Source organism: Arthrobacter sp. NicSoilC5 (assembly GCF_019977395.1).
In the GTDB taxonomy this organism is placed as follows: domain Bacteria; phylum Actinomycetota; class Actinomycetes; order Actinomycetales; family Micrococcaceae; genus Arthrobacter.
The window spans coordinates 3,293,968-3,312,577 of sequence record NZ_AP024660.1 but is presented as its reverse complement, the minus strand read 5'-3'; the positions used below and the strand labels follow the sequence as shown (position 1 = coordinate 3,312,577).

At 69.3% G+C, this 18,610-nt stretch carries 14 protein-coding genes; 2 read left to right on the top strand and 12 right to left on the bottom strand.

What is annotated here, in order from left to right:
- Positions 1 to 12: 12 nt before the first annotated feature.
- Genes LDO22_RS15540 through LDO22_RS15530 form a run of 3 tightly spaced genes read right to left on the bottom strand, consistent with a single transcriptional unit; the run spans position 13 to position 4,705 of the window.
- The gene (locus tag LDO22_RS15540; RefSeq protein WP_224024374.1) at positions 13 to 978 is read right to left on the bottom strand and encodes an alpha/beta hydrolase; all 966 of its coding nucleotides are present in this window, start codon (positions 976 to 978) and stop codon (positions 13 to 15) included.
- Positions 975 to 1,964 (bottom strand): alpha/beta hydrolase, encoded by a 990-nt coding sequence (locus LDO22_RS15535; protein WP_224024372.1) that lies wholly within the window; start codon positions 1,962 to 1,964, stop codon positions 975 to 977. The genes LDO22_RS15540 and LDO22_RS15535 overlap by 4 nt, the downstream gene beginning before the upstream one ends.
- The gene (locus tag LDO22_RS15530) at positions 1,961 to 4,705 is read right to left on the bottom strand and encodes an alpha-L-rhamnosidase (RefSeq protein ID WP_224024370.1); all 2,745 of its coding nucleotides are present in this window, start codon (positions 4,703 to 4,705) and stop codon (positions 1,961 to 1,963) included. Before LDO22_RS15530 ends, LDO22_RS15535 begins: the two co-directional genes overlap by 4 nt.
- A 160-nt stretch (positions 4,706 to 4,865) precedes the next feature.
- Between LDO22_RS15530 and LDO22_RS15525 the strand changes: the two genes are divergently transcribed.
- Positions 4,866 to 5,696: an IclR family transcriptional regulator gene (locus LDO22_RS15525; RefSeq protein ID WP_159634087.1), complete on the top strand. Its 831-nt coding sequence runs from the start codon at positions 4,866 to 4,868 to the stop codon at positions 5,694 to 5,696.
- A gap of 6 nt (positions 5,697 to 5,702) precedes the next feature.
- Here LDO22_RS15525 and LDO22_RS15520 read toward each other — a convergent pair whose 3' ends face one another.
- Positions 5,703 to 6,851 (bottom strand): cation:proton antiporter, encoded by a 1,149-nt coding sequence (locus LDO22_RS15520; protein WP_159634090.1) that lies wholly within the window; start codon positions 6,849 to 6,851, stop codon positions 5,703 to 5,705.
- A gap of 142 nt (positions 6,852 to 6,993) precedes the next feature.
- A complete protein-coding gene (locus LDO22_RS15515; RefSeq protein ID WP_224024369.1) occupies positions 6,994 to 7,917 on the bottom strand; it encodes a LysR family transcriptional regulator in 924 nt (307 codons plus the stop codon).
- 101 nt (positions 7,918 to 8,018) lie between these two features.
- Here LDO22_RS15515 and LDO22_RS15510 point away from each other — a divergent pair, with 101 nt between their 5' ends.
- A complete protein-coding gene (locus LDO22_RS15510; RefSeq protein WP_224024367.1) occupies positions 8,019 to 8,402 on the top strand; it encodes a hypothetical protein in 384 nt (127 codons plus the stop codon).
- Between the two features lie 4 nt (positions 8,403 to 8,406).
- Here the strand turns inward: LDO22_RS15510 and LDO22_RS15505 are convergent, their stop codons facing one another.
- The 7 genes from LDO22_RS15505 to LDO22_RS15475 all read right to left on the bottom strand — a co-directional run bounded on the left by LDO22_RS15505 (position 8,407) and on the right by LDO22_RS15475 (position 18,523).
- Positions 8,407 to 9,894, bottom strand: a complete 1,488-nt coding sequence (locus LDO22_RS15505; RefSeq protein WP_224024365.1) for a glycoside hydrolase family 43 protein — start codon at positions 9,892 to 9,894, stop codon at positions 8,407 to 8,409.
- A 90-nt stretch (positions 9,895 to 9,984) separates the two neighbouring features.
- Entirely contained in the window at positions 9,985 to 10,449 is a 465-nt protein-coding gene (locus LDO22_RS15500) for a phage tail protein (RefSeq protein ID WP_224024363.1), read from the bottom strand.
- A gap of 80 nt (positions 10,450 to 10,529) precedes the next feature.
- Complete coding sequence (locus LDO22_RS15495; protein ID WP_224024361.1) at positions 10,530 to 12,806, bottom strand: family 78 glycoside hydrolase catalytic domain; 2,277 nt, start codon at positions 12,804 to 12,806, stop codon at positions 10,530 to 10,532.
- A 34-nt stretch (positions 12,807 to 12,840) separates the two neighbouring features.
- The gene (locus LDO22_RS15490) at positions 12,841 to 13,848 is read right to left on the bottom strand and encodes an ABC transporter ATP-binding protein (RefSeq protein ID WP_224024359.1); all 1,008 of its coding nucleotides are present in this window, start codon (positions 13,846 to 13,848) and stop codon (positions 12,841 to 12,843) included.
- On the bottom strand, positions 13,845 to 15,959 hold the full coding sequence (locus tag LDO22_RS15485) for a dipeptide/oligopeptide/nickel ABC transporter permease/ATP-binding protein (RefSeq protein WP_224024357.1): 2,115 nt from the start codon (positions 15,957 to 15,959) through the stop codon (positions 13,845 to 13,847). The genes LDO22_RS15490 and LDO22_RS15485 overlap by 4 nt, the downstream gene beginning before the upstream one ends.
- A complete protein-coding gene (locus LDO22_RS15480) occupies positions 15,956 to 16,909 on the bottom strand; it encodes an ABC transporter permease (protein WP_308209025.1) in 954 nt (317 codons plus the stop codon). The genes LDO22_RS15485 and LDO22_RS15480 overlap by 4 nt, the downstream gene beginning before the upstream one ends.
- Before the next feature lie 57 nt (positions 16,910 to 16,966).
- On the bottom strand, positions 16,967 to 18,523 hold the full coding sequence (locus tag LDO22_RS15475) for an ABC transporter substrate-binding protein (RefSeq protein ID WP_224024353.1): 1,557 nt from the start codon (positions 18,521 to 18,523) through the stop codon (positions 16,967 to 16,969).
- Positions 18,524 to 18,610: the final 87 nt, after the last annotated feature.

Genomic DNA, 18,610 nt, shown 5'->3' with positions numbered 1-18,610 from the left:
CCGTCTCCGCGCTTAAGGCCTCCGCGCCGCCGCCAGCTGGCCCGCCAGGAAGTCCAGTGCCGCCTGCCCCTCCGGCAGCCCTGCGGTGTGGTTGAGATGGCCGTGCACTGCGCCCTCGGCCAGGAAGTAGGACACCGGAACCCCCGCCCGCTCCAATGCCGAGGCAAACTGCTCGGTTGAGCCGCGGGCGTCGTCGTACTCGCAGGCAAGCAAAGCGGTGGGCGGAAGTCCGGCAGGGTCCGCGTAGCCGGGCATGGCGTAGGACGGTGCCATGCTGACCGGACCCCCCACGTAGTTCTCCGCCGTCCGGATGCAGTCCTCCAGCGTGAACCGCAGGTGCCGCGGCAGTCCGGCCATGACCGAATCGTCCAGCCCTCCGGCCGGCGGCGGGAGTTCGGCGTCCAGGAAGGGATAGGCCAGCAGCAGTTTTGCGGGCAGTGGCTTGCCGGCGTCGATCAGGTAGAGCGCGGCGCCCACGGCGAGGTTGCCGCCGGCACCGGCCCCGCCCAGGCAGAGCAGGTCCGGATCCAGGCCCAGGGATGCGGCGTTCTTCCGCGCCCAGAACCATCCGGCCAGGGCGTCATCATGCGGGACGGGAAAGGACACGCCGTTGCGCGCCAGGCGGTAGTCTACGGACAGCACCGGCGTCCCCTGGGCCGCGAGCACCCGTGCCAGGTAGTCCGATTCGGGGATGTCAACGCTCCCGCTGACGAAGCCGCCGCCGTGCAGCCACACCAGGGCGGGGCTGCCGGCAGCGGCCGCCTCACCGTAGATCCGGATGGCCACCGGCCCGTGCCGGCCGTCCGCCGTCACGGTTCGGATGGGGACGTCGGGCCCGGGCGACCGCACGGCGTCCGGGTTGAGGAACTGCGGGCCTTCCGGCCTGGCCAGGTACTCCGCGAACCCTGCGTCGGGCGCCTGGGCGTCGTTCCCGGGGCCGGCCGCCGGCGCTGACGCGGCAGGTTTGGTGGGTGTCATGCTGCGCCCAGCTTCCGTGAGAAGTAGCCGACGGCGGCTGCCAGGATGGCCTCCATCCGGTCCTCCGCGCCGAAGAAACAGTGGTCCCCGCCCTCGATGGTCACCACGTCGTGCTCGACGCCGGCTTCGGCGAGGGCGGCGGCCAGGAGTTCGGTCTGCGAGTGCGGGACCAGGCCGTCGCTGTCGCCGTGGACCAGCAGGAACGGTGCGGCGCCGGGGGTCACGTAGCTGACGGGGCTGGCCGCGGCGAGCAGGTCGCGGTCATCCGAGCCGCCCACCAGCATGTATTCCGGCTGCAGGGACATGCCTGGCGGCACGGCAGCGGTCAGTGCGGCGGGGAACAGCCCGGCCGGCCGCTGCATGGGCGGGATGTCCGCCAGGGAGGAGACACCGTAAAAGTCGACGACGGCGCTGACGCTGCTTGGGTGCCCCTGCGCGCCGAGGCCGCCCTCCAGGTCCTGGCGGTTTCCGGTGAGTCCCAGGAGCGCGACGAGGTGCCCGCCGGCGGATTCGCCCCAGGCGCCGAACCGTTCCGGATCGATGTTCAGCTCCGCGGCGAATTCGCGGAGGTACCGGACGGCGGCTTTGAGATCGTGGAGTTGCGCCGGGAAGGGGGCTTCCAGGGCGTGCCGGTAGTCCGCCGTGGCGCAGGCGATGCCTGCCTGGTTGAGCAGCCGGAACACGGAGTCCGGCGCGAAGGTGGGCGGCAGCTCCCGGCGGTCGCCCAGCTGGAACGCACCGCCGTGCACCCACAGCACCAGCGGCGTGGGTCCGGCGGCCTCGCGGGGCAGCCAGATGTCCATTTTCAACGGCCGGAAACCGATGGCCCGGGCGTACGTCACTTCGCGGTGCACCACCGAAACCCCGCCTGCCTGCTCCGGTGTGCCGGGGGCGTCGTAGACCGGGAACGGCGGAATGGTGCGGCCTCCGGGCCGGGAAGCATCGCGGGAAGCGTCAAGTACGTCGGTAGCGCGGTCCACTGTCATAGTGTGCTCCTCATCAGCTCAGGTTGGGTGCTGTCCCCGCCGGGTGCGGCAAGGAAAGTATGGTGTCCGGGGCCGACGACGGCGGCCGGCAGGCCGGGCAGCAGCACCTCGGCAGTGGTGCCGGAGGGGATTGTGGCGGTGAGCGTCAGCACGCCGTCGTCCGGTGCGCTTTCAGACGCTGCCGCTTCCGGTGCAGTCCCCGCCGAAATGGTCCACGCCACCTCGATCAGGCCGCGCGGCCCCTGGTGGGAAGTGGTGGCGGAGGTGATGCCGGCCCCGGGCCGCAGCTCGATGACGAGCCGTTCCCAGCCCGCACTGCCGTGGGCCTGCCGCAGCCCGGCGGTATACCGGTGCAGGAAGGACACCACCGCGCCCTTGCTGTAGTGGTTGAGCGACTGGCGGGCGGCGCCGCGGGCGTCGATGCCGTTCCACAGTTCCCACACGGTGGTGGCGCCGCGGTCCACCATGGCGAGCCAGGACGGTTCGGTGTCCTGCATGAGGAGTTCGTAGGCGAGGTCCAGTTCGCCGTTGTCCGCCAGGACGGGCAGCAGGTAGGGCGTGGACAGGAAGCCCGTGCCCAGGTGCGTGCCGGCGTCCCGGATCAGTCCTGCGAGCTGCGCGGTGACGGTGGCGCGGCGTTCCGGGCTGACCAGGTCAAACGCCAGGGCGCGGACGCAGTTGGCCTGGCTGGGTCGGGTCACCTGCCCGGCGGCGTCCAGGTATTCCGTTTCCCAGGCGTTCCGGATGTTCGCCGAGAGTTCCGCCAGTGCGGCGGCTTCCCCGGCGAACCCCAGCACCCTGGCGATGCGGGCCATCAGGTCCGTGGTGTGCCGGTAGTAGGCCGTGGCCACGATGCCGTTGTCCGCGGTGCGGGCGGCAAACAGGTCAGGTTCGGGGCCGTCCGGCTCCATCCATTCGCCGAAGTGGAAGCCGGTGTCCCACAGGTACTGCTCGTGGGCGGCCGGGAGGGGCGCCTGGGCTGCGCGGGCTGCGTGCCGCTGGGTTTCGGCGGTGGTCCGGACGAAGCCCAGCCAGCGCTGCATCGCGTCCCAGTTTTCGGCGAGGATTGATGCGTCCCCGGTGGCCCGGTAGGCCTCCCACGGCACCATGACGATCGCGTCGCCCCAGCCGGCGGACCCATTGGTGAATGCCATGAACTCCGCAGAGGTGGCAGCGGGTCCGGGCGAGGGCGAAATGTTGGCGATGACGCCGTTCTCCCACTGGTCGGCCCGGACGTCGCGGAGCCATTTCCGGGAGAATCCGGTGACGTCGAACAGGTACGCGGCGGTGGGGATGAACAGCTGCCAGTCCCCGGTCCAGCCGGCCTTCTCGCGCTGCGGACAGTCGGTGGGGACCTCGCAGGAGTTGTCCAGGAAGCTCCATTCGACGATGTCATGGAGCTTGTCCAGCCGGGCGTCGCTGCAGCTGAAGGTGCCAATCCGTTCCAGGTCTGTCCGGACCAGGCAGGCGGAGATGTCCGCCGGCTGCAGGTCCGTGGCGAGGCCCTGGACCGAGACGTACTGGAACCCGTGCGTGGTGTGCCGGGGCTCGAAGACCTCGCCCGGGGCGCCGGAGGCGGTGACGGTGTCCACCTGGCCGGCATCAAGGAAGGCCCCCGGTGCGCGGAAATTGTGCGGCCGCAGGTGGTCCCGGGTGACGTCACCGTCCGGCCCAAGCGCCTCGCCGTATTCCAGCGTGACGGTTTCTCCCGGGGCACCCAGCTGGGACAGCCGGACCCAGCCGTGGATGTTCTGGCCGAAGTCCACCACCTGGTGGCCGTTGGGCAGCCGCGTGATGGACACCGGCACCAGTTCCCGGGTCACGCGGGTGGGAGGGGCGAGGGGTCCGGTGAGTGCCGTAAAGCCGCCGGGACGGACGACGGCGGGACGTGCCCCGGGTGCCGTGCCTGCGGACGGCGTGCTCCCGCCGTCGTGCATCAGGAAGTCAACCCGCTGGCCCGCCATGAGGTCGGCGCTGGTGATCTCCGTTGCGGACACCAGCCAGGAGCCGTCGGTGCCGATGGTCTGCCGGCCGGCCGAGGACTCCACCTCGAGCTGCGCAAGGAAAGCTGTTCGCGTGCCGTACATGCCGGCGTCGCGCGTGTACCCGAAGGTGCCGCGGTACCAGCCGTCGGTGAGGACGGCGCGGACTGTGTTGGAACCTTCGACGAGCAGGTCCATGACGTCGTAGGCCTGGACCTGGAGCGTGGTGTTGTAGCTGGTGGAGCCGGGTGCGAGCTGCTGGTCGCCCACGCGGCGGCCGTTGATGAAGAGTTCGTAGATGCCGTGGGCGGTGGCGTACGCGCGGGCCTTGTGCGGGGCTGCGTCGAGCGTGAAGGTTTTGGTGAAGGCGTAGCCGGGGCGTTCCCCCGCCGCCGGGATCTCCGGCTCGTCGGCGCCGATCCACTGCGCTGTCCAGTCGGTGTCATGCAGGAGGCCCAGTTCCACCGTCATCGGCTGGGACCAGCCGGTTGGTGTTTCGGTGCCGTCTTCGCCGGAGTTCCAGGTGCGGACGCGCCACACGAACCGGCTGCGGGAGTCCAGCGCGGGGCCGGTGTACGGGATGCCGCTGCACGCGGCTGATTCCTGCCGGCCCGTGTCCCAGCCGTTGCTGGCGGTGATCCGGTACGCCGTCTGGCTGCTGGTGCCGGCGGGCGGCGTCCAGCCCAGCCGGGGCGTGGTGACGGTCAGGCCCAGCGCCGCAGGCAGGTGTTCGGCCCGAAGCCGGGTGGGGGCGGTCATGCGGCGGGACTCCTGTAGTGCGGTTGCTGGGAGTTCCAGCTTTGCGTTCCGTGACTTCCCCTCCACAGGGAGCTTTCAATGGTTGGAATAGTATTGTGGTTCAGCTCACTGCCTTCCCCGTGGGCCACAGGAACTGCCAACGGCGCTAGGAACCACTGCCATGACTGCCACTCCGGAAACGGACACCCCGCCTGCGCGCGGAAAGCGGCCCAAACAGGGCGAACCCGTCATCGACCGGGCACTGAGCCTGCTCGCCGTCTTCTCCGACCGGCGCCGCGCGCTGACACTGTCCGAACTGGCCCGCCACGCGGATATGCCTGCCCCCACGGCGCTGCGGCTGATCGCCCGGCTGGTGGCGTGGGGTGCCCTGGAGAGGCTCGACGACGGCCGGTACGTGGTGGGGGTCCGGCTGTGGGAAGTGGCATCCCTCTCTCCGCGCGGGCACGGCGTGCGGGAAATCGCACTCCCCTACCTTGAGGACCTGTTTGAGGTCACCCGGCACCACGTGCTGCTGGCGGTCCGGGACAACGAGGAGGCGGTTCTGATCGAACGCCTGTCCGGGAAGGACGCCACAGAGGTGGCCTACCGGGTGGGCGGCCGTGCGCCGCTGAGGTCCACCGCCATCGGCCTGGTGTTGCTGGCCGGGGCGGACCAGCAGTTCCAGGAGACCATCCTGAAGCGCCCGCCGGAAAACGAACCCGGCGTGCCCGAAATGCCCGAAGGCCAGCTGCGCAGGACCCTGTCCGACGTGCGGCGGACCGGTATCGCGATGATCCGGCGGACCGTCCCGTCCCGCACCGTATCCGTGGCCTCCCCCATCTTCGATGCGCAGGGCGCCGTGGTGGCGTCGCTGTCCATCGTGGTTCCGGACGGTGCCACGCCGCCCAACGTCCTTGCCCCGGCGGTCCGCGCCGCCGCCCGCGCCGTGTCCCGCAACCTGGGCTTCCAGGCGCAGGCGAGCACCGGGGTGTGGACCCACTCCCGGGGGTAGCGCCGGCTACGCCGGCGCCTCGGCGTTCCGTGCGAAGGTGCGGGCAGCCCGTGAACCCGCCGCGGCGCTGGCCCCGATGGTGATGAGGGCGCCCAGGATCAACGCCGAGGCTTCCCCCGGTTCCAGCAGGGACAGCTGGGAGCCGATGGTGGCCGCGGCAACCGGCACGCCCAGCTGGGATGCCGACAGGACGGCGAGCGGCAGCGGCTGGCCCAGCAGGCGCAGGCTGCCGTGCACCAGGAGGGTCCCCGCTCCAAGGCAGACCCCGAGGAGAACCATGGCCGGGGTGCCGGCGAGCGCGCGCAGGTCCAGCGACGCGCCCAGCCAGACGAAGAACACCGGCCCCAGGAAGCCGTCGCTGACTGCGAAGAGCTGGTGCGCCAGCCGGCGGGGTTCACCCACTGCCGCCACCACCAGTCCGAAGGAGAATCCGGCGAGCATGACGGACACGTGGCCCGCCACGGCAAGCCCGGACAGCGCGAAGAGCAAGGCAAGCTGGATCCGCAGTTCCAGGGCGAACTTCCGTTCCTCGGACACGTCATGCACCCGACCGCGGGTGCCGCTGAGCTCCAGCCAGCGAAGCACGAAGAACAACACCACCGAACACGCCGCGACGGCGGTCGCCCCGATGGCTGCCCTCGGCGCGTTGGGCGGATCGACGGCCAGCGGAAGCGCCACAATGCAGGCGATATCCGCCACCGCCACCTGCGCCGTCGTCGTCAGGACCTTCGGTCCCGCCAGCCGCAGGGAATCGACAATGGGCAGCACAAGGGCGGCTGACGAGGAAGCGAGCAGCACGATGTAGAGCGGCGCATGTCCGGTGCCGAAGGCGAACGCAATGACGGTTCCTACGGCAGCCGCGAGGGCCGCAGCGATGGCAGCCCGCAGCGCGCCGCCGCCCAGGGCGGGACGGATGGCCTGGTCCCGTACCGGCACGTGCGTTCCGGCGACGAACATGATGAGGGCGAATCCCACATCGGCAACGAACGTGAACGTCGGATCTGTGGAATCCACGAGCCCCAGTCCGGTGCGTCCGATGGCGATTCCGGCCAGCAGTTGCCCGAGCACCATGGGAAGGTGCCATGTCCGGGGAAATGCCAGCAAGGGTCCGAGGAGCGCGACGGCGGCGATCAGCGAAAGCTGGAAGAACGACACCTGCCTCCTTTTGCCGGCGCGCCCGGACCGTTACCCGCCGCAGGCATCCGCAGCCTGCCGGCGCCGCGGACGGATTGTGCGCCCACAGTACCCATGCCCCTGCAGGGGGTCAACGGCACCGCGGACTGCACATCAGGGCCGGTCAGGACGCCGACCGCGTATCGAACGCCGCCGCTGATTCGCGCAGGAGCCGCGCCACGGTGTCCACCGGGGTGCTGGAACGCCGGCGCCCGTCGAACCGCCGCAGGACGATGCGCCGTGTCCCCAGCCCGGGAACGTCAAGGATGTCCACCCCTTCATGGGCCACGCCAGCCAGGGCCAGCGTGGGCACGATGGCAACCCCTTCGCCGGCAGCGACCAGTGCCAGCGCCGTCAGCGTCTCCTGGTACTGGTGCGAAGTCTCCATACTGGCGCCCGTTGAATGGCGCAGCCGCCCCAATACTGCGGAGTTCGCGGCTGCGGAATCCACCCCGAGCCAGGGAAGCGGCAGCCGGGCAAGGTCCACGCTTTCAGTGCTAAGCAGCGCTCCGGTGGGCACCGCCAGCCTCCACGGTTCATCCAGCAGAGGTTCCTCGATCATTCCTGCCCCGAGTGAAAGCTGGCCGGCGGTGGTGGAGTCGTGTTCCACCACCACGGCGTCGAGCTGGCGTTGCCGGAGAAGCCGCAGCAGGGCTGGAAAATCGTCCTCCACGATGCGGATCTGGAGCTGCGGATATTTGCTCCGCCACTCAGGCAGCCGGGGGATCACCACGGTGCGGATGAAACTGGTGAAGCCGCCCAGCCGCACCACACCTGAAATGTTGGCCCCGCTCTCCATCCGGATCCGGGCAACACTGAGGGCGCGTTCAATCTCCTCGCCGGCTTCAGCCATGGCAAGGCCCGCAGGAGTCAGCACAGACCCCTTCGGGGTGCGGACCATCAGCGCATGCCCGGTTTCCCGCTCCAGCTTGGTGATTTGCTGGGACACCGCGGAGGGCGTGAGGTGCAGTTCATCGGCGGCTGCGAGCACGCCGCCGGTCCGGGCGACAGCCAGCAGCACGAGCAGCCGGCGGGGATCCATGTCCATGTTAAGCATTTCTAAACCAGGAGTGCAGAAGAATGCAATTGAACTACACGTCTACGGGCCCCCAGAATTGCCATTAGGTAACGATTTACGAAAGGACACCAATGGAACTCGTTTGGGAAATTTCCGGTTGGGCCGGCGCCGCCTTGATTCTGACCGCGTTTCTGTCGGTCTCCATGGGGTGGGTGAAGGCCGGCCGGGCGTTCCAAGGCGCCAACCTCCTCGGCGCCGCTGCCTTTATCCTCAACGGCGCCTTCCACGAGGCGTGGCCCTCAGTAGCCACCAACGCCGCGTGGCTCCTCATTTCCGCCGTTTCGCTCCTCCGCCTGCGCGGCGCCCGCGGTACGGAGGCCGGCGCCGAGGCCCCTGCCATACACCTTCCCGGCGTCCCGGACACGACCGGCCAGCTTGCCGTGGTAGATCCGGCGAGGGCCGCATGCACGGCGCCGGCCGGACCCGCCGCACGGCCCGGAGCGGTGGTGGCTTAGCGGGTCAGTCCCCGCCGCGGTAGGACAGCCGGCGGACCAGGACCTCGCCGTCCACCGCGAAGACGCCAAAAGCCCTGCCGGTGAAGGCCTTGGCAGTTTCGAAGGCCCAGTGTCGTCCGTCCAGTTCGGTGAGCAGCTCGCCTTCAGCGCTGCCGCCCGCCCCGGCGTCACGGACCAGCAGGCGGATCCTGTCGCCGCCCACGGCGCCGGCGCGGAAGTCCGACGGCGGCGGGCTGGCCTCGACTGCCAGCTCAACATCCCCGGACGGAACAGTTGCTTCCCAGATGCGGTCAAAGCCCGCGACAACGGCACGCGCCGTGATCCTGACGGCGTCGCCGTCCTGGCGGGCCTCGATGCCGAACCAGTTGTCCTCGGCGTTCCGCACGGCGATGCCGCCCGCGCCGGAGCCGACGTCCAGCACGGCCCTGAATTCCATCGCGAGGTGTCGCTGGCGTTGGGCGACGAAACAAGGCCTGGGCGACCCCATGGTGCTGCCTTCGCCCCTGAGCAGAAGCCCTTTGGACGTGGGTGCCGAGAACTCAGCGGGCGTCCTGCGGACACCGATCCATCGCGGATCCTCCAGTCCGGCACCGTTGCTGAAGTCGTACTCAAGCTGCTCCGGCGGCGTCACGCCGGGCTGCGGCATCCGGGCGTGCGGCCAGCCGTCAATCCAGTCCACGGTGGTCAGGAACGTCTCACGGCCCAGCGGTGAGAACGACTTCGCCAGCCCCACCGGGCGGACACCCAGAAGGACCATGGCTGTTCCGCCGTCGGGAAGCTCAACGAGGTCTGCGTGCCCGGTGTTCTGGACGGGCGAGCCGGTTCCCGCGGCGGTGAGGAGGGGATTGTGCGGAGCGGATTCGAACGGCCCGTCCGGCCGCCGCGACCGTGCCACGGTCACAGCATGGCCCCTGTCCGTGCCGCCCTCGGCCGCCAGCAGGTACCACCAGTCACCGCGCCGGTAAAGGTGCGGGCCTTCCGGCGAATACAGCCCGCTGCCGGACCACAGCGGTCGCGGCTTCTCGAGGGCTTCCCCGGTTGCGAGGTCCACCCGCACCTGCTGGAGGGCGTCGGGGTGGCGGGCAAACGTCACGAACGCAGCTCCGTCGTCGTCCCAGGCGAGGTCCGGGTCGATGCCGTCCACCGCCTCGATGACCGTCCCGTCGCTCCATGGGCCCGCGGGATCGGCGGCCGTGAACAGGACGCAACCGCGGCCACCGAGGAACACGGAGACGATCAGGTAGAACACACCGTCCCGGTAGCGCAGGGTGGGCGCCCAGACGCCGCCCGGCGTGGGGACCTGGGCAATCCGGACCTGCTCCTCCCTTGTAGCCACATGGCCTACCAGTTCCCAGCGTTCCAGGTCCTCGCTGTGGTAGACCGGCAGGCCCGGCAGGTATTCGAAGGACGACGTGACCAGGTAGAAACCGTCCGGGGCGCTGGCGATGCTCGGGTCGGGGTTGAAGCCGGCAAGGATGGGATTGGAGGTCATCCCGCTATCGTGCCGCCCAGCGGCGCCCCAGGCAGGGCCCGGTTCCAATCGTTGGAAGGCATTCTTCGGCCCTGCGGCCTTGTGCTGACCCTAGTACTGGCCCTTGATCACAAAGTAGGAGCCGCGGATGGTGCCCGCGAGCTTGGACTTCTGCCGGGCGAACTTGAAGCTGGATGCCAGTTCCTCCGGGACCTCCATGCCGTCGGACAGCTTGAAGCCCACGGCCCGCTTGCCGCCCTCTTCAAGGCTGTACATGACGTTGATGGACAGCCCGGACTCGTAGAACACGTACGCCATCCGCAGCCCGTCCACCTCAAAGGAGGACACCTCAAGGGGCTTGGACGCGATCACCAGGTTCCGCTCCGTGGACAGGATGTTGGTGATGTACTGCAGCGTCTCCGGGTCGTCTTCGGCCGGGGTGACGGTGAAGTCGTGGTCGTATTTGTTCTTGTAATAGCGCGCCTCGTTCGCGCGCAGCCCCGCCAGCGCCTCCGCCACCGGTGACGATTCCAGGCCGGTGGTGGAGACGTTCTTGAAATCCACGGTGTACGGCATGAGTCCTCCTGGGTTTGGTCCTGTGGCACATCGTTGCAGATCAGCGCCGTGCCTGCACTACTCCCCGGCTTTTCCCCCGGCTACCGCACCGCCAGGCCCAGCCCTGCCGCGAAGGAGTACTCCCCGCCCTCAACCGTGTGCCGGGCGCCGTCCGGAAGGACGACGTCGGCCGCCACCCCGGCGGGAACGGTCGCCTCGAGCCGGAACTCCCCGTCGTCGGACGTCCATGCCACGCGGACCTCACCGTGCGGGGTCTTCAGGGACGTCCTGGCCCAACTGATCCCCTCCCCCGGCTGCGGCTGGATGAGGACGCGCGCGTAACCGGGCTCCTGCGGGCGGATGCCGCCGATGGCCTTGTGCATCCAGTCCGCCACGGCGCCCAGGGCGTAGTGGTTGAAGCTGGTCATCTGCCCGGGGTTGATGGTGCCGTCCGGGAGCATGGAGTCCCAGCGTTCCCAGACGGTGGTGGCATCCATGGTGACCGGGTACAGCCAGGACGGGCAGCCTTCTTCCAGCAGGAGCCGGTAGGCCTCATCCACGTGGCCGGTGTCCGTGAGGGCGTGGGTGATGAACGGCGTTCCCGCGAACCCGGTGGACACCCGGTAGCCATTGTCCCGGACCAGCTCGGCCAGGCGGTTCCCGGCAAACTCCCGCAGCTCGGGGGTGGCCAGGATGTCGAAGGCGATGGCCAGCGCGTAGACCGTGGTGCAGTCGCTGCGGATGGTGCCGCCGGGCGCCACGTAGTGCTCGGCGAAGGCGTTCCGCACCCGGTCCGCGAGCGCGTTGAAGTGGGCCTCGTCGTCGTGCTTTCCCAGCAGCCCGGCGGCCTGGGCGGTGAGCCGGGCGGTGCGGTACATGCAGGCGGTGGCCACGACGGCGGTGTCCGCCTTGGCTGCCCACGGCTGGTCCGGCGCGGCATCAGGGTCCAGCCAGTCGCCGAACTGGAAGCCGGAATCCCACAGCCCGGACGGCGAGAGCAGGCCCTCCACGCGGCGGGTGTGCGCAGCCATGGATTCGTACTGGTTCCGCAGCACGCCGAGGTCACCGTACGCCTCCCACAGCGCCCAAGGCACCCACACCGAGGCTTCGCTCCACAGCGCGGAGGACTCGGGCGACGGGAATTCCGGCGGCTGCGGGCAGTACTTCAGGACATCCGGGACCACGATGGGGACCAGGCCGTCCTGTGCCTTCTGCTCCACGGCGAGGTCCAGCAGCCAGTCCTGCAGGAAGCCCTTGACGTCGTACAGGTAGGCGGCGGTGGGTGCGAAGACGGCGATGTCGCCGGTCCAGCCGAGCCGTTCGTCGCGCTGCGGGCAGTCGGTGGGAAGGTCCAGGAAGTTGCCGCGCAGGCCCCAGACGACGTTGCGGTGCAGCTGGTTGACGAGGTCGTTGGAGCACTCGAAGGTGCCGGTCCGCTCCAGGTCGGAGTGGACCACCACGGCCTCGAGATCATCTGCGGTGAGGGTTCCGGGCCAGCCGGTGACCTCGGCATACCGGAAGCCGTGGAAGGTCTTGGTGGGCTCGAAAAGGTCCTTGCCGCCGGAGAGGATGAACATATCCTCGGCCTTTGCAGAGCGCAGCGGCCGGACGCCCAGTTCCCCGTTTTCCAGCACTTCCGCGTGCCGGACGGTGATCACGTGTCCGGCCTCCCCCTGCAGGCTGAAACGTAGCCATCCCACCAGGTTCTGGCCGAAGTCCACCAGGGTCTTCCCTGCGGGTGAGGCGAGGATTTCCACGGGACGGACGACGCCGGCACGCACCACGGGCGGGCCCACCGGCTCAGCCAGCCGGCCGGCATCGAACTCCAGCTCCCGCACGCCCGTCCAGTCAGTCCCGGGCGCGAAGCCGGGCTCCGCCCAGCCCGGCTGGGCGCGTCTGGCGTCGATGGTCTGCCCGTCGTAGAGGTCGTTGAAGGTGGTGGCGGAAGGTCCGGCCTGCCAGGAAGTGTCCGAGGCGACCGACTGCACATGACCGTCCGCGAACTCGATGTCCAGCTGCCCAGCGAAGCCCAGCTCGCTGCCATACAGGTTGGACAGGCCGTGCCAGGCCAGCCGGCCACGGTACCAGCCGTTGCCCAGCTCGATGCCGAGCACGGTGGACGGGCCAACCAGCGCGGTGACGTCATAGGTGCGGTAGCGCACGCGCCACTCATAGGAGCTCCAGCCCGGGCTCAGCACGTCGTCACCCACCGGGGTGCCGTTGATGAACGCCTCATAGACGCCCAGGGCGGTGGCCCGCAGCGTTGCCTTCACCACGCCGCCGTGGCCCTCGTCGAGCCGGAACGCCTTGCGGAGGCGCGGGGCGCCGTCGAAATCCTGCTCGGGGGTGATCATGGCGGCGTGCCAGATGGATGTCATGCGGGATGGTCCGTTCTGAAGTAGGGCAGCAAATTCAGGCGTAGTGGCAGGCGACGTCGGCGGCACCCACGCGGCGCAGGGCCGGCCGTTCCGTGGCACACAGCTCGGTGGCGAGCGGGCAGCGGAGCCGGAACGGGCAGCCGCCGGGCCCGGGAACGGCGGCGGCGCCGGTGCGGACACCCAGCGATTCGCGGGCTTCCCGCCGGGCGGCCTGCTCGGCAGGCCGGGGCACCGGGGACGCGGCCACCAGGGCCTGGGTGAAGGGGTGTTTCGGGTTTTCCGTGACGGCGGCGGCCGGCCCGGTTTCCATCACCTGGCCGCGGTAGAGCACCACCACCCGTTCGGCCAGGAACTGGACCACGGCGATGTCGTGCGCAATGAACAGGTAGCTCAGGCCGCGTTCGTCGCGGAGATCGGCCAGCAGGTTGAGGACCTGCGCCTGGGTGGATAGATCCAGGGCGCTGACGGCCTCATCGCAGACCACCAGCTGGGCGTCGCAGATCAGGGCGCGGGCCACGGAGATCCGCTGCCGCTGCCCGCCGGAGAACTGGCTGGGGTACCGGTCCACGGCCTCCCGCGGCAACCCGACGCGTTCCAGCATGTCCTCCGCTTTAGCCCTGGCTTCAGTGGGTGAAACGCCGCGCAGCCGGAGCGGTTCGGCAAGGGAGGTGCCGATGGTGTTGCGCGGGTTCAGCGAGGAGTTGGGGTCCTGGAAGACGGCGCGCAGTTCCCCGCCCAGTGCCCGCCGCTGTGCGGCATTGGCGGACGTGATGTCCCTGCCCTGGTAGCTGATGGAGCCGCCGGAGACCTTCTGCAGGCCCAGGATGGCCTTGCCGATGGTGGACTTCCCGGAGCCGGACTCCCCCACCAGGCCCACGGTCTCGCCGGGCGCAATCGAAAAGCTGACGTGGTCGACGGCGGCGGGTGCGGCGGCTGCCTTGCGCCCGCGGCCGTAGCGGACCACCAGGTCCTTGACCTCCAGGACGGGGGTGCCGGCTGCAGGTGCTGGTGAATCGCGGCGTTCCGTGACTGCGGTGCTCATGCCAGGTCCTTTTCGACGATGGTGGTGTTCGTTGGGCTGACCGGGGTGACCGGAAGGAGCCGGGCAGCGGGGACGTCCGTGGCCAGCCAGTCCATGCCCTCAACAGCCAGCTGGTCCGCCTTGACGCAACGGACCAGGCCGTCGCCGGTGCCGGACGCCAGCAGCGGGACCGGTTCCGTGCACGCGGAGCCGGCGAACTGGCAGCGGGCGGCGAAGCGGCAGCCGGAGGGCCAGTCCTTGGGCTGCGGCACCTGGCCTTGAATCGTGGCAAGCCGCTCCGGCATGGCGTCCCCGTGGTTGGCGTGCGGGTCGGCGGCGAGCAGGGCCAGGGTGTAGGGGTGGCGCGGGTTGTCCAGGATGGCCTGGGTCTTTCCGTTCTCCACCACCTGCCCGGCGTACATGACGGCCACCTGGTCGCAGATGTCCGCCACCACGCCGAGGTCGTGGGTGACCATCACCACGGACATGCCGGTGTCCTTCACCAGGGCCCGCAGCAGGGACAGGATCTCGGCCTGGACCGTAACATCCAGGGCTGTGGTGGGCTCGTCCGCCACCAGCAGTTTGGGCTGGCCGGAAAGGGCCAGGGCGATGGCCACGCGCTGGGCCATGCCACCGCTGATCTGGTGCGGATAGGTCTTCAGGATCCGGGCGGCATCCACGATGCCCACCTTCTCCAGCAGGGCCAGGGCCTCCTTCCGGGCTTCGGCCTTGCCCAGGCCGCGGAGCCGCCGGATGGTTGCCGTGAGCTGGTAGCCCACCGTGAACATCGGATCCAGTGCCCGCATGGGCTCCTGGCTGATCAGGGCGATGTCACGGCCCCGGATGCCTTCCATCTCCTTGTCCGTGGCGGCCGCAAGGTTCTTCCCGTTCCAGAGGATCTGGCCCCCGGTTACCGAGACGCCGGACGGGAGCAAGCCCAGGAGGGACAGCGCCGTCATGGTCTTGCCGCAGCCGGATTCGCCCACCAGTCCCAGGACGGTGCCCTGTTCGACGTCGAAGGAGACGTCGGTGACCAGCCGGACGCCGTTGCCTGTCCCCGCATTGCCGACGCCGACGGACAGGCTGCGCACGGACAGGGTGCCCTTTGGCGCGTCCCCGGGGGCGCCGTCCCCGGGCGCCGGGGCAGCCGCGGCGACGGCGGCGACGGCCCTGGCCCGCTGGCGGCGGGCTGCCGCGGAGGGCAGGTGCGGGGCCGCGGCGTTGGGCGCCTTGCCGAGCGCATTGCCGATGGCGTTGGCGGACAGGACCGTCAGTGCCAGCACGGCGCCGGTGGGCACCATCATCCAGGGGGCGTCATAGACGTGCTGGGAGGCGCCCTGGATCATGCCGCCCCAGCTGGGCTGCGGGATGGGCGGCCCGAACCCGATGAACGCCAGGCCTGCCTGGATGAGCATGCCCACGGCGAAGATGAGGGCCGCCTGGACCACGATGGTGTTGGCAAGGCCGGGCAGGACGTGCCGGACACTGATGCCCAGCGGCCCCACGCCGTCCACCTTGGCCGCGTCCACGTAGAGCTGGGACTGCAGTGATTTGGCCTGGCCCAGGATCACCCGGTAGATGCCGGCGGACATCAGGATGCCCAGGATGGCCATGACCATGGGGATGTTGGTGCCCACGGCGCCGATGACGGCCAGGATGATCACCGTGCCCGGCAGGGACATCATGATTTCGGTGATGCGGTTGATCACGGCTTCGGTCCGCTCGCCGGCACCGGCAGCGGCCATGGCGAGGACGGTGCCGAGTCCGACGCCGACAATCACCGTGATCATCGACGTTCCCAGGGTGCCTGCCGCGGCAGCGAAGATGCGGCTGAGGATGTCGCGGCCCAGTTCGTCGGTCCCCAGCCAGTGGGCGGCGGTGGGGCCGGACAGGACGGCGGTGAAATCCTGGTCCTCGGTCTTGAACGGCAGCCAGAGTGGAGCCGTCAGGGACGCGGTGACCACCACGGCCAGCCAGAGCAGTCCGGCCACGGCACCGGGCGAACTGAGGAGCCAGTGCCTGGACAATCTGGTGGGTGCAGCCTTGCCTGCGCCGGGCACGGAGGCGCCTGCCGCCGTCGTACTTCCTGCCTGGTCCGCGTCCGCGGGGGCCGGGGAAACTGTGGGGATCATGAGGCACGCAACTTCGGGTCGAGGAACTTGGTGGCGAGTTCCAGCACCAGGTTGACGGCGACCACCACCACGGTGGCGATCACCACCACGCCCTGGACGGCAGGGGCATCGTGGGTGCTGACGGAGGTCTGGACGGCCTGCCCCAGTCCGGGCATGGCGAACAGCTGCTCCGCGATGACGGAACCGCCGAACAGGCCGATGAACTGCAGGGCGATGCCGGCCACAATGGGCAGGCTGGCGTAGCGCAGGGCGTGGACGTACAGGATCTTCCACGTGGGCGTGGCCGTGGCGCGCAGCGTGCGGATGTGTTCCTGCTGCAGGGCTTCAAGCATGGACGCCCTGGTCTGGCGGGCAATGAAGGCGGCGCCGCCCACCGCCAGCGTGATCACCGGCAGCGCCAGGGACAAAGCCCAGTCCTGCGGCGAAACGTCGAACGGCACATAACCTGTGGCCGGAAAGATTGAGGACTGGACGGCGAACAGGTACACGAAGATGACGCCCACCCAGAAGGCGGGCAGGGCAACCAGGAGGCCCACGAAGCCGCCGATTGCCTGGTCGAGCACTCCCCCGCGGACCGCGGCCGTGACGCCAAGGGCGATGCCCAGGATGGCGCTGAGGATGGTGGCACCGGCGGCGAGGGAGGCCGTGACGGGCAGGCGGCTGGCGAGGTCTGTGCTGACGGAGCGGCCATCAATGAGCGAGACGCCCAGGTCGCCCTGTACTGCGGAACCGAGCCAGGTGATGAACTGCGCCGGCAGCGGATCGTTCCAGCCCAGCCGCTGGTTGACCTCGTCAATGGCTTCCTGGGACGCACCGGCGCCAAGGGACACGGCCCCCGGGCTGCCCGGCATCGCGTGCACCAGCAGGAATGCCAGCACCGCAACCACCAGCACGGTGGCCAGCGCCATCAGCAGGCGCTTGGTGATGAATAGTGCCATGGTGACCTCCATCGGTCAGGCCCCTCCCGGGCGGCCCTGGTCCTTCGGCCGCCCGGGAAGGTGCGGGTATCAGCTTGCCGGCGTGTAGGACGAGAGGAGCGGGTAGGCGTTGGTGCCGGCGAACTTCACCGGGGCTACCTTCTTGGTGTTGTACCCCTGGTTGGTCAGCGCCTCGTACAGCGGGATCATCCAGCCGGACTCCACCAGCCGCGTGTTCAGCTTGGTGGCGGCGGCCTTCACGGCAGCGTCGTCCTTGGCCGCGGCCAGCTCGCCGGTGGCGGCGCTGAGCGGGTCATCGGTGGCCTTCTGGACGTTGGTGAAACCGTTGAGGACGACGCCGTACATGACGCCGACCGGGTTGTCCCAGTTCAGCGGCGCGTACCCCAGGGGCGTGGTGGCGACGGCGGCGAAGGCTTCGTCGGTGGAAGCGGCCATCTTCACGTTCATGGTGATGCCGACGGCGGCGAGGTCCTTTTGGACGGCCTGGAGGTCTGTCTGGGTCTGGGCGCCGGCGATGATCGTGAATTCGAAGCCGTTGGGGTAGCCGGCCTCGGCCAGCAGGCTCTTGGCCTTGTCCGGGTTATAGGCGAAGCTGGTTTCGAGGTCCTTGGTGAAGCCCGCGGAGTCCTTGGGGAGGGCATTCCAGGCGGGGATGTCACCCTTGTGCAGGGCATCCACCAGGGCCTGGCGGTTGATGGCGTACTGGATGGCCTGGCGGACCTTTTCCTGTGCGAACGCCGGCGCGGTCTTGCCGATCTTGTCGAACGAGATCATGGTGTTGACGGTGCCGCCCGCCTGGGAAACGCCCACTCCCTTGGACTTGGCGAAGTCCACCGTGGAGGACGTCAGCATCGCGACGTCGGCCTGCCCCGAGACCAGGGCGTTGGCGCGGGCCTGGGGGTCCAGGACGACGCTGAAGACAACCTTCTTGTAGGCGAACCTGGCTGCGTCAGCGCTTTTGTCGTTCTTGACCAGGATGTACTTGTTGCCCTTCACGGTGGACGGGTCAAGGGTGTAGGGACCGGAACCGTCCGGCGTGGCAGCCAGGCTGGCGGTGTCCGTGACACCGTTCTTGCCCACGATCATTCCGGTGGTGGAGGCCAGGTTTTTCTCGAATCCGGGCTGCGGCTTGGCGAAGGTCAGGGTCACCTGGGTGGGGCTGACTACGTCCACGGACGTGATTTCCTGGGCGCCGCCCTTGGCCACGGCGGAGTAGGCGGTCAGGGCGGGGTCGGACCGGCGGTCCAGGTTGGCCTTGACCAGTGCCGCGTCAAGCTTGGAGCCGTCCGTGAAGGTGATGTCGTCCTTGAGGTTGAGCGTCAGGACGGTGCTGTCCGCGTTGTAGCTGAAGTCCTTGGCCAGGCCGGGGCCCGTGGAGCCGTCCGGCTGGAGGGTCATCAGGCTGTCGTAGAGGCCCTCGAAGAACTGGCGTTGGGCTGCAGCGACGCGCAGGGGGTCGTAGCCGAAGGAGGCCGAATCGCTGTCGATGGCCAGGGTCAGGCTGCTCGCATCAGCCTTCGCGGACGCTTGGGAATTGCCGCCGCCGCAGGCGGCCAGGGAACCCATCAGCAGGGCACCGGTCAGGACGGCAGCGCTGCCGCGTGCGGTGGAGGTCATAAGTTTCATCTGGTGCGCCTTCGCATTCTTCTATGACGGTGACAAACGGAGGAAATTCGAGGGGCCGGAGCTGTCCGGCTCCCTTCAAGAATCCGT